Genomic DNA, 14916 nt, shown 5'->3' with positions numbered 1-14916 from the left:
AATCATGGTGCGGATCTTCATTATTTTTTTGCTTTTTAGTCTAGCTAGGCCGGTAAATGCTGAAGCTGTGGACTATAACTCTGCTTTGGTAAATATTGCGGATTCGCTTACCTCTTCGCCACAAAACTCTGAAGATAAATTAAAAAAACTGTTAGAAAGTTGGGATGAATTGACTGCTGAGCAAAAGGCTAAATTGACTTTTTATCGTGCTGTCGTTCAAACCTATAAAGGCGATTATCAGTCGTCGTTAATATTGCTAGGCCAAGCCGAAAAGTTGCAGCCCGATAAAGAAACGTTGAATAACATTTATCAGCATTTTGCGGCTAATTTTATATTACTTAAACAGTACCCTGAAGCTATCGAATTTATGGTAACAAATTTAAGTAAAATTGAACAAATTGATGATATTGAAACAAAAGCTGGAGCCTATGTGCGCTTGGCTAATTTGGCGTATGAGATTGGTGCTTATCAAGAGTTATATGAATACGCATTAACTGCAGCTAGGCTTAGTGAGAATAACAATGCTCGTCAGCATTGTTTTGCATTACTCTATATTGCAGTAGCGGATTTAAAAAAGCTTAACTTTAAAAACGCAGAGAATGGTTTTGATTATAGCCTTCAGTATTGTAGGAATAATGGTTTTCCACTGATTGGCTCAATGTCACTAGCAGGTCTTGCTGAAGTAGCAATGCACAATGAAGATTTTACAAATGCGAAACTCTTGCTAGAGGAAGCACTTTTAGGCTATCAAGAATTTAATTTTGAAAGCCAAATTAATAATGTTACAGCATTATTGAGTCAAACCTATCTGAGGTTGGGGCATTTATCTTTAGCAAATGATTTCGCATCAAAGGTGATGGCGCTCGATGACTCGGTCATTAATATTGGTGATAAAGCCAAAGCAGCTAAAGTATTGTCGCAGCTTTATATTGAGTCACAGCAATACAAGCTTGCCTATGATTATCTAGAATCTCATCAACATTATTCTGAGCTGATTTTAGATGATACTAAAGCTAAGGCAAACGCCTATCAGATGGCTAAATTTAAGCACCAAGAGCAGGCTCGTGAAATACAGTTATTGAATCAAGAGCGTCAATTGATGCAAACTCAGAAAGAGCTGGATCAGTCAGATAAGACTAATAGCTTAATGCTCGTTACTATGCTGATTGGTAGTATATTTTTCTTATCACTGTTTTTACTTTCTAGTCATAGACAGAAGATACGTTATAGAAAACTTGCGCTCACTGATAGATTAACCGGTGTTTATAATCGTGGTGCGGGTCAAGATTTTGCTGAAAATGAGTTTGTCCAAATTTGCATACGAGAAGCTCATTTTTCAGTTGTAGTTTTTGATCTAGATTGCTTTAAAAATATTAATGATACGTTTGGGCATGGAACTGGTGATTGGGTATTAAAGCGTGTTGTTTCAGTCGTGCAGCCGTTAATTAGAGATAGTGATATTTTTGCTCGGATGGGAGGAGAAGAGTTTGCCATATTTTTGCCTTATTCAGAGGCCGATGTGGCTTTAGAAATTGCTGAACGTTGTAGAATGGCAATCTCTAATATTGATACTAAATATTCAGGACATGTATTTGATGTGAGTGCGAGTTTCGGGGTGGCCAGTAATACCTTTGATGATCTCAGCTTAGATCCTTTATTAAAACGCGCCGATATAGCTTTATATTCATCTAAACACTCAGGCCGTAATTGCGCGACTTTATATACCGTCGAACTTGAGACTCAACAGGGAGATGAGGTCACTCAAAAGCCATTGTTATTTAGCCAATAGGTATAGTAATTCGCTATGCTTTTATTGGTTTATCAAACATTTTTCATATTGTCTGCTAGTCGCCAATTTAATGATATTGCTCTACCAATGACATATCTGCCAAATCGTCTCAAAATCTTAGCTGAAACAGTGGTGATTTTCCTATCAAGCAATTCAAGATCCAAAGTAGAAGCAAATAAATAAAAATACTTCAGAATAACAAGTCATATCGGACTTTTATATATGACAAGCTAAGCCAAAGCTTTAACATAACACCGCTGAAGTCCTTTCTAGCTGATCCTGAGTTCGATTAAGCTCTTCACTAGCTGTAAGCCATGTGGTTTCGTATGTGACTGATATACAGAGATAGATAAGATATCTCTGTATATCGGTAAAAGTGATGAATGTCATTAATGCCCGATGATTATCGATATAACAGATGTCAGAGCAAAATGCTCGAACCTAGAGGCACACTTGCGCGGTCATTAGGAGTTATGCAATACCCGTTATCGATGGCATTTAGTCGCTTGCCTTCGGATCATTAAACAATTGCTGCTTGAACAATCCCTTAAATTGACTTGTATATAGTCGGCTCACTTAACTAAGTCTGAATACTTACGTTTTTATGGTTTAAGTGAGGGGGCTGACAATTTAATACTAATTCATCTGTATAGGCTTTTACTTAAGAGCTAGTTTGTCATCTTTTACTTTAATGAGCGTTCATCGACGGTTAATTGGATGTTTTTATTATAAAAGTAAACTTTTTTGCAGAAAATTTTCGAGTGAACCAATATTTTTTAGAATGTTGGTCATCAATTATCAGCTATTGAATTAAATGAATTAGGTATTCATCTAATTACTTTTACGTAAACGTAAGAATCAAACGCTCGTTTAAACTTCTGGTTTGAAAAAGTTGACCCATATTATTGTTTTTAAAGTACTAATATGCTTTACCTGTAAGTTAAAGAAAAACAGCTATGTAAATTGATAGCGACGGATCTAATTATTATTTTTGTAACATAAAATTTACATTGTGAAATTTAATAACGAAGTTAACTCATAGCTGTTGGCTTTGGTCAATTTGTCTTACGTTTTATTAATTACTTATTTTTCATATCTATGGGTTTTTATTTTAGTTGTTATTTTACAGGTGTTTACTAGCTATTTAGTGGTCTGTTTTTAGTGTGTATCTTGCTGTTTTAGAGTCTGTCTTAGCCTCTTTCAGGCCTGGGTGTTTACTTGCAACTTAAGTTTGTAGTCAGTAGTTTTGTTGTAAATCAACAGATGCTTAACCAGTTCTCGATTGCCTTTTAATTGCTTGGAATTTTTTAGTGAGAGTCAGATTATTAAAATTCGCTTGGGTTTATCTGACCGAACCTTAAAGAAAACCATAAGCAGTTAAATGAGTATGTAAGTCCTAGTTGTATATAGCTATAAAGCGAGGAACGACAAATGATAGAAACATTGACTAACGCCGCCGAAGTAAACAAAGAATCGCTTTTGCAACAAGAACTCATTGGTGAGAAGCCACAAGTAGCGCAAGGCACTAGTCATGTTACTCGTAATATGAGTTTAGAATCTGAACTGCTTATCCTAGATAGCGAAGTCGATGGACAACAAGCACTGTTATCTGATGGAGTGAAGTCTTTACTTAAAGCGTTATGTGGAAGATTTGCCGCTGAGGTCCCACAACTACTTGCTAACAGAAAGCACAAGCAACAAAGTATTGATAGGGGCGAATTACCAGATTTCTTACAACAAACAAAATCGATACGAACAGGTGATTGGCAGATCCGTGGGATCCCCAAAGATCTGCAAGATAGACGAGTAGAGATCACCGGTCCAGTAGATCGTAAGATGGTTATTAACGGGTTGAATGCCAATGCTAAAGTATTTATGGCCGATTTCGAGGACTCGCTTGCACCAACATGGAACAAGGTCATTCAAGGACAGATTAACCTCCGAGATGCTGTAAATGGTGATATCAGCTATACCCATCCAGAAACAGGCAAACACTATAAGTTAGATGACGATCCAGCAGTACTTATTTGTCGCGTACGTGGTCTACACATGCTTGAGCAGCATGTTCTATTCGATGGCCAGGCTATCCCCGCGGCACTATTTGATTTTTGTGTTTATTTTTATAATAACTATCGCAAGTTGTTGCTGAAAGGCAGTGGCCCTTACTTTTATATTCCCAAGCTTGAAAACCATTTAGAAGCGAGATGGTGGGCTAAGGTCTTTGCTTTTGTCGAGCAACGCTTTTGTCTACAACCTGGCACGATTAAATGTACTTGTCTAATTGAAACACTCCCTGCAGTGTTTGAAATGGACGAGATTTTATATGAATTGCGCTCGAATATTGTCGCATTAAACTGTGGTCGTTGGGATTACATATTTAGTTATATTAAGACGTTAAATACATATAGTGATCGCGTGTTGCCCGATAGACAGTCAGTGACAATGGATAAACCTTTTTTGAGTGCTTATTCTAGATTGTTAGTGAAAACCTGCCATAAGCGTGGTGCTTTGGCTATGGGAGGCATGTCTGCATTGATCCCATCTCATGATGCTGAAACAAATAAAAAGGTTTTGGATAAGGTTAAAAAAGACAAACAGCTTGAAGCGCGCAATGGCCATGATGGCACTTGGATTGCCCATCCGGGACTTGCCGACACCGCAATGGCTATTTTTAATGAGTACATTGGAGAAGATCATGTTAATCAGCTGCATATTACTCGCGACGTAGATGCGCCGATACATGCCGGTGAATTACTTGTACCAAGTCGTGGTGAAAGGACTGAGACGGGAATGAGGCTTAATATCAGTATTGCACTGCAATACATTGAATCTTGGCTCAGCGGTAATGCGTGCGTACCGATATATGGTCTTATGGAGGATGCTGCAACAGCTGAGATTTGTCGCGCGTCTATCTGGCAATGGATAAAGCATAAGCAAAAGCTGACATCTGGTGTGATAGTGACTAGATCTCTGTTTAAGAAGATGTTGTTTGAAGCGTTAGCTGAAGTGAAAGAACAGGTGGGAGTGGACAGGTTTACCCACGGACAATATACCCAAGCTGCAGTGCTGTTAGAACAAATTACTCTTGCAGATGAATTAGTGGATTTCTTAACTTTACCTGGGTATTCGATGCTTTTAGCGAAAGATTAAAAAGTTTGGCTACACTTTGTAGCTTGTGTCCCCCGCACGGTAATCCTACGTGCTGTGCGGGTTTTTATTTTTAGTTGATTTTTTAAGTGTGCTGGTTGTGATTGGCGACTCTTCGGAGTCGCTTTTTTTTATGATTATTCATCATTGCTACTGGCCGATATTATTTGTTTCGTTATCGATTTCGCTATGCTATTTGGGATAGGGAAGCTTAAGTGGTATTGGGCAATTTTCCACCCTTTGTTAGTTTTGATTAAGGTTCCAGTTCCTCGGCTTACTCCGTAAGAAGGGCTCATGAGTAGCTCGTCAAACCATATCACATCGCCATGTTGAGTCATTTTTCTGCTCGATAAATCATAACGCCAGCCTTTAGTTGGGCGAGCGTACTGCTCAAATGTAGCCTTGTCCCAATGTTCATTAGCATCAGTGCCAATAAAAATGCCTTGTTCATCATAAAGCGCAAAGTAATTATCCCAATCTGCTGCTGATGAGTACTGATTTAATGCATCTAACACTTCTGTAGCTTGTTGCTTGTCATGAGTTGAGCTTTGTTCTGCCAGCGCTTGAGTTGAAAATGCCCCTAATAGAAAAAACACACTGCAAAGGTTTTTTAGCGATATCAATTTCAACATGTTTATTATTATCCTTTATATGTTGGGGCTAATTTCTATATTGGCAGCTCTTGATTATAGGGAAGTCAGCGCCAATTAATAGGGTCGAGTTGATAGAATGAACTGAGCTCTTTATATAACGCAGGATGAAGTTCATAAAACGGCAAGGGTTGCTCGAAAAATACTTCACTTATTACCGCAAAAAATTCAGCAGGATTTGTTGCTCCATAGTAGCTAAACAATGACTGCTCACCTGTTCTTGATGCTGTTACCAAATGCTGATATTCCAGCATTAGTGTTTCTGACCATGATTGGTAGTCTGCTATATTTTTTAAAATTGGCGCGCCATTGGCATTGCCGCCTTCTTGATCTAGTTGGTGGGCAAACTCATGGATCACAACATTGCTGCCATCATCAGGGATTGCTGCGTCATGTTTTGTTGTTTGCCAAGACAGTATTACACGGCCATCTTGCCATGATTCACCAGCCAATACTCGGCGCTGATCCGATACTACGCCAGCACCATGTTGCTGCTGATTTTCAACAATGAATGCAGATGGGTAAATTAATATTTCTTTTAGATTAGGGTAAAAGTCTGTTTGTCTATTAAGTAATAACAAGCAAGCTTGTGCGGCTACGGTAACTCGAATTTCATCATTAATTTGTAAGCCATCACAGCCAACGAAACGCTTTTCGTTAATAAAAACTTGAATATGTTTTTTTAACTGTAATTGCAAATCTGCTGGTAGCATTCGAAAAAACGGGATACGACGCTTTAAGATTTCTCGCCATTCATGGGGAAACGGTTGTTGCGTAATATTGAGGCGATGTTGTTTAGTACGCCATGAGGCGCTTGCTATCCAAGTAATAGCAATACAGCTAACTACCAGAATAAGAATGATTGCTAACATAGTACGCCTTTTTATTTTAGTAATGGGTTAACTTTGATATGCGGATCTTATGTGTAAAATTCAACCGTTACCGATTATGTATTGCTCAAAGTTGATTGTTACTTATGGAATGAGAGCTTGAAAAAAGGCAAAAAAATGCTGACAGAGCATTACTTCAAAAAGTCGTCCAACTACTGTCAGCCAAGGCGAGGGAGGGATATAGATAAGGATTATTCAACGATGATACTTTTTTCCTTTTGCTTTCTTTGCTCAGGGCTCAAATTAAAGTGATGCTCTATTAAGAAGCGGATTAACTTAGATTTTGCTACGTCACAGTCATCTGCCAAAAGGGCTAAATGCGAAATTGCAGATTCGGTAAGGGTAAAGGTAGCTCTTCTTACCGGGGTACAACCTCTTTTTACCCTTGGAATAGGTTCTGTTTGTGCCTTTTGTTTGTTGCTTATTAAACCGTTTTTTTCTGTCTGCACATTAGCTGGTTTATAGTCTAAGTTACCGATGCTTGATTGCTCTGTAGTAACCAGTTTTTGGCCTAAAGCATAGCGATTAGCATCATTAATAAAGTCATCAAGAAGCGAGTCCAGTGCTAATTGACGAGTTTGGTTATCGTTATGGGATGTCCTAGACGGCGTAGAGTTTTTCTTGAGATCTGCCAGACCCATAATCACCTCTCATCTTATTAATCTGTTTTTCAGCTAGACGGTTGCGGATCTCCGTTGCACTTGTGACTTGTAGCATTTCACAAGCAATGCCTCTGATTTCGTTAGCGGCTTTACCTTTAGGCTCTATTTCAAGGACAGACAAACCAGATTCTTCACTATCATCATAAATATTACGGCTATAAGTAATAGCGTCTAATACATTGATATCGTATGTTTTACAGACTTCTTTAGCTTCAAAAATACGGCTTGCTTGGTTTGGTAAGTTTGGGCATTGAGTGATGACAAAAGTAGCTCGCATTTTTGGATTTATCATCATGCATGTGGCGACGATATCATCCATATGACTGACAGTTTTTAAATCACGACGCTTAGGACGAAGAGGCATAAGAACATGCGACGCGACCGACATTGTTGCACGTAACGCGAGGTTATCTTGGCCACCACAATCTACAAGTACATAGTCATAATGTTGCTCTAAGCTGAGTAAATCGTTTCTAATTTTTCCATAGAGCTGAACGCAATTAATACTAGGAAGTTCGGTGTTATTGTTACGGGCGTGGATCCAATCTGATGTCGTCCGCTGTGGATCGCAATCGACCATGATAACTGACGCTTGGCACTCTGCAGTTAAAAATACAGCGATGTTTTGGGCTAGGCAGCTTTTACCGCTTCCGCCTTTTTCGCCACCAACGAGTATGATCATATTGTTTTCCTCTTGTACGCGGTTAATTTATTGCTTTTATAATTAGGAACAAGGTAAGTAGCAGTTGTGAACTTAATTAGTCGGTGAGCAAAAACAGAAACTAATTCGATTTCATATAACTGTTACAGTTAATTTAATCTAGGTCGCTATGCTCAATACGTCAACAGTATGATTTTTGACACTTTTATCAGAATTGACCAGTGTTTTTTTTTTGACGCTAAATGCCATTTTGATGGTTTTTTGACGCGCAGTGGTGGGTAGGTAAGTATTTTATAATTTACTAAATTAATTAGGTGTTTACAGCTAAATTACTCAGAGAGATTTACTTCTTATTAAAGAGGAAGCGAGTCATTAGCAAGTGTTTACGTTGACTTGTTAATGGCTGTTGGTCGATTTTTTATAGTTATGTTTGTTTTTATGCGCAAAAGGTATATGTCTTTTGCGATTTTATAGGCGCTTGGTTGTCAGTGAAATCGATATTTGTAAACCGGTAGAGGATTAAGGCTGGTACAATGCGAGCTTTTAAATAGCCAAATCGTTACATATTGAGGTTGAATCACCATGGATGAAAAACTCCTTTTTGAGGCCGTAACTCAAAAAATGCCTTTTGGTAAATATGCTGGCAGGTATTTACTTGAGTTACCTGAGCCTTATCTGGTTTGGTTTCACTCTAAAGGATTTCCTGAAGGTAAATTAGGCCAACAATTGGCGCTGATGTATGAAGTTAAGCTCAATGGCTTAGAGGGAATGTTACAACCCATTCTTGATGAAGCTAAGCGGTCATAAGCTGGGATAATTTATTGATGAAAAGCTGAATTCGCTAAACATATTAATTAATGTTGCCTAATAGAACTATGCTAGTTAGTGTATATACACTTGTGCTAATTGAATGATAAATATGCTGTAATCTATAAAGTTCCATGATAGGGCATAAAATAGTTGGTTATGAGAGTTGGATCTAATAGTTGAGTATTGACCTAATATACCAGTGACTAAATAGAGATTTATCCTCTTTGGCATGCTTTAATATTGACGAATTGATAACTTTTTAAAGGAAATTTCCGATGATAGCTAAATTAGTGAAATTGGCTGCAGCAGCAACTCTAGCACTCGGTATCTCAAGCGCATGGGCACAAGGTGTTATGCATGAAGGTACTGTCATGGATACCATGAATGGCGGCGGTTATACCTACGTACAGATCCAAGAAGCAGACAAAACATTTTGGGCTGCTGGTCCACAAATTGAAGTTAAAAAAGGCGACACTGTTGTCGTTCAAGAACAAATGTGGATGAGCGATTTTAGCAGCAAAACGTTAAACCGTACTTTTGACAAACTATTGTTTGTCGGTCGCATCGATAAGAAATAATTGCGCTCTTTAACGCTTTGTCGTTAGAGAAACAAGTATTTCTATAGTTAAGTTTAATGGCGTAGACTCTGTCTACGCCATTTTTTTATGTTAACTTAACGCGAAATTGAAACTCATTCTCCACCTAGAATTATAGATTTAAGTCAGTGCTATAGTTGTGCCTTAACCAGTTTAAATCGATAGATATAACTCCTAAGTGATAACCCCTTATTTAAATGAGCGTTGTAGATGCTTAAATTAATTCTTTATCAAAAGTGCTTCGCCGAAGATATCGCGGTATTGGTTCACCAAGCTATTAGCCGCATTGACTGTGATGTTTATAGTGCAGAGGAAAAGTCTGCATGGTCTTTTGCTCCAAGATCTCGTTATCACTGGCATAAACGTTTAACGCAATCGCAAACTTGGCTAATGATTGATGTCGGATCAGACTCTGCTACGACGAGTTGTTGTGGCTTTATTAATCTTGAAACGGGCTATGCTAGCCGCGGCTATATTGATAGCTTATATGTGCATCCTGACTATCAAGGGCAAGGAATTGCAGGACGTTTATATAAGGCTTTAGCGTGCTGGGCAAAAGAACAAGGCTATCAAATGTTATCGGTTGATGCTTCTGTGTTATCGAAACCTTTATTTGAATCTGTAGGCTTTAAGCTTAGGCACAGTAGTTACCAAGAAAAACGCGGAGTCGTGGTCATGGGGTATTATATGGAGAAGGCATTAGCTTAACGGTATTAAGGATATAACCACTTGTTTTGAAGAGCTGCTGCAAAGTATTTATAGGTTTTTAATGATAACAAAACAGACTTTTACAATAAGACCTTTCTTAGCTAAAGATGTGTCTCAGCTAGCGCAAGTATTTCACTTGAGCATTACTCTCGGTGCTTCCGAGTATTACAATGAGCAGCAACGAGCGGTTTGGTCTCCGAGATTACGCAGTGATGATATTTGGTTAGACCGTTTACGTGGCACGTTTACTTGGGTCGCTGTGTGTGAACAGCAAATAGTCGGCTTTATTAATTTAAAGGGGGGAGAGCAGGCTCAGAAACAGTTCACAGACTTTTTACTTACGGCTGAAATTGATTGTTTGTTTACCCACCCTGATTTTGTTGGTCAGGGGGTTGCGAGTGCTCTGTACACCGAGCTTGAAGCTAAAGCTCGTTGCCTCAACATTACTCAATTAACAGTTGAAGCATCGTACTTAGCAAAGTTATTTTTCGAACGAGTAGGCTTTGACTGCACACGTCAAAATCAACACCAACGAGAAGGGCAGATGCTGGTCAATTTCAGTATGGTAAAATCGCTACTATAACCGTTTTGCAACGCGCTGCTAGTTTTCATGGCATTTGCTTTAACTTAAGCCTCTTTAGATCCTCTATCACTTAAACTTATTATACGCCTGACTTAGAAGTGGAATGTAATAAAGCGCCGTAAATCTGATCTAAAACAGTGGATGATGACTAGTATAATGTACTTGAGGTTCAATCATTTCATCTAAGGTTTCTGCTTTACTAATAAAGCGAGTAAAAGCTTGTGGTAGGCTCAACCCTTCAATATCTTGTTGCCATTTAGCTTGTAAAATGGGGTAGTAGCCCTCTTTACCTGATGCTGTATAGGACGAGGATACACCTTTATAAAATATCTCGGGATTGACTGCGAGCCAGCGTTCGCTGCCGGCAATCTTGGTGAGTATTTCAAGTTTGATGATCCGCTCACCGAGTGGTTGCTTACCATCATAGAAATATTTTAATCCATAAGTGTAAGGAAAGCTTCCTGCTCCGGTACCAATCACACTATTGTTAGTTGCTGCATTGATTGCAGATTCAAGCATTTGAAATAGATAGATCCCTTGGATCTCATATGCTACTAACGGAATATCAAAGGGCAGTATACGTCCCAGAACTTCAGCTAAACTCACATCACCTTTATCAAGAGACTGGCGCACACCGCCCGCATTATGTAGCGCAAAGTCGACATCAATACCTAGCTCTCGGGTTTCTTGATACATACTGCGACTCACCCAAGGCGCAATTTCACTTCCGTGCGGGAGTGCTTTGCTAGGTAGGCGAGTATGGACTAAATTTTTGGGTACAAAGGCCAGTATTTTATTGCTGAGCGCATCTAGGCTTGGACGATATTTTTGTAAAATTCGCGTTTGAACTTGGCTATCTTCTTCGTCCCAAAGAATAAGTGGGTTAGTGAGTAGCTGCTCACGAACATTGATATAATCTTGTGGGCTGACATCATCAGATGCTTGCAAGATAAATTGCTGGTCGAGCATAAAGTAATTGCCACCAGACAAGTTGATGACTTTGCCTTTAGCGTCAAAGATGACATCGGCAATACCTAAGGTTTCAGCGTATTTTCCCGCGTGTAAAATTGCGGTGTGATTAATGCGCTCACCATAGGGCATATTCGATAAGCCTAGAGTGCTGAAATCACCTTGCAGTGTATGTGAGTGCCCACCAACAATAAGACTAATGCCATCAACTTCAGCCGCTAACACTCTATCTTGATCGACACCTAAATGACTTAATACGATGATGTGTTCAATCCCAGCATCGTTTAATTGTGTTACCGTGCGCTTTGTTGTCGCAATAGCATTTACAAAATGTGTGTCTTCATCGGGCCCTGCAATTTCGCTCATTTGATCGAGTGTTATACCAAATATAGCGACTTGTTTGTCTGCTAGTGGCTTTAATAACACTTTTGCGGTTTGGGTATCAGAACAAAAATCCAGTAAGTTTCGATGATTTGCTAGGCGTGCACTTTTATCTGGGCATTCATGGCTAAGATCCATGTTACCAGCCATCAAGGGAAACTGAATATCATTAAGGAAGTCGAGTACTGGCTCGTTGCCTGCATCTATTTCATGATTCCCCAGCACCATAGCGTCAGGTTTAAGCATGTTAAGCAAGTCTGAATTGGCCTTACCCTTAAACTCGTTAAAGTAAAGCGTGCCTTGGAAACTGTCGCCACCGTGCAGGAATAAGAATTCTTGCTGAGCTGATTTAGCTAGGTCTCTTGCTTGCTTAAGCTGATAAGCAATACGAGCATAACCGCCTGTATGGCTATAAAGCGTTAATTCTTTTTGAGGCGCTGTAATCGTAAACTGAATACGATTTGCATCGAAGTGAGAGTGGGTATCGTTAATGTGGGCAAGTTTTAATTTATATTGCGCAAGTGTAGGGTGTGCTGTTGTCATCTTATTCCTCGGGACCAAACGAGGAGTATAACACGCAGAGGTCAATAAATAACAAGTGGAATTTAATCGAGGTTAGGTTGAGCTAATCGGCAGGCTTTAGCGATTAAAAAAGGGAGCTAAGCTCCCTTTTTATTTGTATGACTACTTATTCAGTTTTTTCTTTTTCGAAATCACCGTCATCAGACAATACAATGCCCTTGTCTTTCATACGACGGCTCCACAACTTACGGGCAAATTGCTGCATGTCAGTTACAGGGTCGTTTGAATCGACAATTTCAAGACCGAGCAGTGATTCTACGATATCTTCTAAGGTAACAATACCTTCGTTAGAGCCGTATTCATCCACGATCATGGCTATTTTGGTATTTCGCTTAATCATAAGCTCAAAAAGAGGCAGAATTTTAGCAGTCTCAGGGATCACTAATAAGTTCTTTTTAAGTACTGCAATAGACTCTTTTGGCGTTCTACGTTCTGCTAGCAAAATATCGTTTCTATTAACGTAACCAATAATATTATCTGGCTCTTCGTCATAGACAGGAATTCGAGTAAATGGTTTTGCCATGTATTGACGCGTAAATTGATCTTGCGTCAAATCAGTTGGCAATCTGAACATTACAGTTCTTGGTGTCATGATCGCGGTAACAGGCATCTCTTTAACCGATAGCATCTGAGTCAAAATCTTTGACTCTTGCTCATCAAGTTCACCCGATGCACGACCAATTTCTGCCATTGCACTCATCTCTTGACGAATATATTGACCTTCGTCGCCCTTACCCATTAGCTGAGTAACCTGCTTGGACATCCAAATGAGAGGTAAAGTGCTACGTTCCATCCAAACCAAGGCGATAGAAACAGCAGGAGCTAAAGAGCGCCAATAGTTTGCACCTAAGGTTTTAGGAATGATCTCTGAGAAGAAGAGAATTAAGAAGGTAAGAACACCAGAAAATACGCCTAGCATCTCATCGCCGAATACCTTAGCCGCTTGAGCACCAGCAACAGCAGCACCGACGGTGTGTGCGATGGTATTTAAGGTCAGGATCGAAACGAGAGGAGATTCCACGTTCTCTTTTTGCTTACGTAGTCGGTTAGCTGCACCTGGGTTTGTGCTCGACAACGAGGCAATGTAACTTGGCGTAACTGAAAGCAATACCGCTTCAAATACACTACAAAGAAAAGAGACAGTAATCGCGACAAATATTATAATGATAAGAGTTATCATAAAGGTGAAATTACACCTCCACATGGCAGACCAAAATTAGTCTGCGCGGATTCTAGCACAGGTTTAGATCTTTGGTGATAGCCTGCTGGCTAATATTTGTTAAGATCTGTATAATTCGCCGCCCGCGAGCAGGTTTTAGGTTTTTTTGAGGTTAGACAAAATGAGTGAAAAGAAGATCAATTTATTGGATCTTGATCGTAAAGCATTAAGAGCGCTATTTACCGAGATGGGTGAAAAGCCATTCCGTGCTGATCAATTGATGAAATGGATTTATCATTTTGGCGTTAGTGACTTCGAAGAAATGACTAACATTAACAAAGCATTACGCGCTAAATTGGCAGCCAAATGTGAAATTCTTGCTCCTGCGATTTCAAGCTACCAAAAGTCAGCCGACGGCACGATTAAGTTCGCGATTAACGTGGGTGACGGTCAAGAGGTTGAAACCGTATATATCCCAGAAGATGACCGCGCAACGCTTTGTGTATCATCTCAAGTAGGCTGTGCATTAGAGTGCACATTCTGCTCAACAGCACAGCAGGGCTTTAACCGTAACCTAACAGTTGCTGAGATTGTTGGCCAAATTTGGCGCGTTGCTGATTTTATCGGTTTCGTAAAAGATACTGGTGAGCGTCCAATCACTAACGTAGTGATGATGGGCATGGGCGAACCATTGCTAAACCTAAAGAACGTCATCCCAGCAATGGATATCATGTTAGATGATTTTGGTTTTAGCTTATCAAAGCGCCGCGTGACATTATCTACATCAGGTGTGGTACCTGCACTAGATAAACTAGGCGATGCATTAGATGTTGCTTTGGCTGTGAGTATTCACGCGCCAAACGATGAGCTACGCGATGTATTAGTGCCAGTTAACAAAAAGTATCCATTAGAAGAGTTCTTAGCGGGTATTCGTCGTTATATTGCTAAATCAAATGCTAACCGTGGCCGTGTTACCGTTGAATATGTGATGCTTGATCATATCAATGACAGCACAGATCAAGCGCACGAATTAGCTAAGCTGATGAAAGATACACCTTGTAAGGTGAATCTAATTCCATTTAATCCCTACCCAGGTTCGCCATATGGTCGTTCATCAAACTCGCGTATCGATAGATTCTCTAAAGTATTGATGGAGTATGGGCTTACCGTTATTGTGCGTAAGACGCGTGGTGATGATATTGATGCTGCTTGTGGTCAGTTAGCCGGTGACATTCGCGATAGAACCAAACGTTTAGCGAAAAAACAAATGCAAGAGAACCAAATTTCAGTCACAATGAACTAACTCTTTGTATCCACTGGTAGATGGGC

At 39.6% G+C, this 14916-nt stretch carries 13 protein-coding genes; 7 read left to right on the top strand and 6 right to left on the bottom strand.

Annotation, left to right across the window (positions count from 1 at the left end; translation table 11 throughout):
• The first annotated feature begins 4 nt into the window (after positions 1-4).
• Both L2747_RS04835 and aceB read left to right on the top strand, forming a co-directional pair.
• Positions 5-1789: a tetratricopeptide repeat-containing diguanylate cyclase gene (locus L2747_RS04835; RefSeq protein WP_248997959.1), complete on the top strand. Its 1785-nt coding sequence runs from the start codon at positions 5-7 to the stop codon at positions 1787-1789.
• A gap of 1545 nt (positions 1790-3334) precedes the next feature.
• Positions 3335-4939, top strand: coding sequence for a malate synthase A (gene aceB / locus L2747_RS04830; protein ID WP_248998071.1), 1605 nt, complete (start codon positions 3335-3337; stop codon positions 4937-4939).
• Between the two features lie 134 nt (positions 4940-5073).
• On the opposite strand, the gene L2747_RS04825 is transcribed toward aceB, so the two are convergent.
• The 4 genes from L2747_RS04825 to L2747_RS04810 all read right to left on the bottom strand — a co-directional run bounded on the left by L2747_RS04825 (position 5074) and on the right by L2747_RS04810 (position 7820).
• A complete protein-coding gene (locus tag L2747_RS04825) occupies positions 5074-5568 on the bottom strand; it encodes a nuclear transport factor 2 family protein (RefSeq protein ID WP_248997958.1) in 495 nt (164 codons plus the stop codon).
• Positions 5569-5633: 65 nt separating this feature from the next.
• Positions 5634-6458, bottom strand: a complete 825-nt coding sequence (locus L2747_RS04820) for a M90 family metallopeptidase (protein WP_248997957.1) — start codon at positions 6456-6458, stop codon at positions 5634-5636.
• Positions 6459-6667: 209 nt separating this feature from the next.
• Positions 6668-7117 carry a CopG family transcriptional regulator gene (locus L2747_RS04815; protein WP_248997956.1) on the bottom strand — a complete coding sequence of 150 codons (450 nt, stop codon included), beginning with the start codon at positions 7115-7117 and terminating at the stop codon, positions 6668-6670.
• Positions 7077-7820 carry an AAA family ATPase gene (locus L2747_RS04810; RefSeq protein ID WP_248997955.1) on the bottom strand — a complete coding sequence of 248 codons (744 nt, stop codon included), beginning with the start codon at positions 7818-7820 and terminating at the stop codon, positions 7077-7079. Before L2747_RS04810 ends, L2747_RS04815 begins: the two co-directional genes overlap by 41 nt.
• Positions 7821-8381: 561 nt before the next feature.
• Here L2747_RS04810 and L2747_RS04805 point away from each other — a divergent pair.
• From L2747_RS04805 to L2747_RS04790, 4 genes are all read left to right on the top strand, one after another.
• A complete protein-coding gene (locus L2747_RS04805) occupies positions 8382-8606 on the top strand; it encodes a DUF3820 family protein (RefSeq protein WP_012154549.1) in 225 nt (74 codons plus the stop codon).
• A 278-nt stretch (positions 8607-8884) separates the two neighbouring features.
• On the top strand, positions 8885-9187 hold the full coding sequence (locus L2747_RS04800; protein ID WP_248997954.1) for an NrfJ: 303 nt from the start codon (positions 8885-8887) through the stop codon (positions 9185-9187).
• 228 nt (positions 9188-9415) lie between these two features.
• On the top strand, positions 9416-9913 hold the full coding sequence (locus L2747_RS04795) for a GNAT family N-acetyltransferase (protein ID WP_248997953.1): 498 nt from the start codon (positions 9416-9418) through the stop codon (positions 9911-9913).
• 61 nt (positions 9914-9974) lie between these two features.
• Positions 9975-10496: a GNAT family N-acetyltransferase gene (locus L2747_RS04790; RefSeq protein WP_248997952.1), complete on the top strand. Its 522-nt coding sequence runs from the start codon at positions 9975-9977 to the stop codon at positions 10494-10496.
• Between the two features lie 129 nt (positions 10497-10625).
• Here the strand turns inward: L2747_RS04790 and L2747_RS04785 are convergent, their stop codons facing one another.
• Together L2747_RS04785 and L2747_RS04780 are read right to left on the bottom strand one after the other, a co-directional pair.
• On the bottom strand, positions 10626-12389 hold the full coding sequence (locus L2747_RS04785) for a bifunctional metallophosphatase/5'-nucleotidase (RefSeq protein WP_248997951.1): 1764 nt from the start codon (positions 12387-12389) through the stop codon (positions 10626-10628).
• 145 nt (positions 12390-12534) lie between these two features.
• Positions 12535-13608 (bottom strand): CNNM domain-containing protein, encoded by a 1074-nt coding sequence (locus L2747_RS04780; protein WP_248997950.1) that lies wholly within the window; start codon positions 13606-13608, stop codon positions 12535-12537.
• A 160-nt stretch (positions 13609-13768) separates the two neighbouring features.
• On the opposite strand from L2747_RS04780, the gene rlmN reads away from it, so the two are divergent.
• Positions 13769-14890 (top strand): dual-specificity RNA methyltransferase RlmN, encoded by a 1122-nt coding sequence (rlmN, locus tag L2747_RS04775; protein WP_248997949.1) that lies wholly within the window; start codon positions 13769-13771, stop codon positions 14888-14890.
• Positions 14891-14916: the final 26 nt, after the last annotated feature.

It is taken from the genome of Shewanella marinintestina, from assembly GCF_023283845.1.
GTDB classification, from domain to species: Bacteria; Pseudomonadota; Gammaproteobacteria; order Enterobacterales; family Shewanellaceae; genus Shewanella; species Shewanella marinintestina.
The sequence above is the reverse complement of the archived record's forward strand: the minus strand, read 5'-3'. Positions and strand labels throughout refer to the sequence as shown.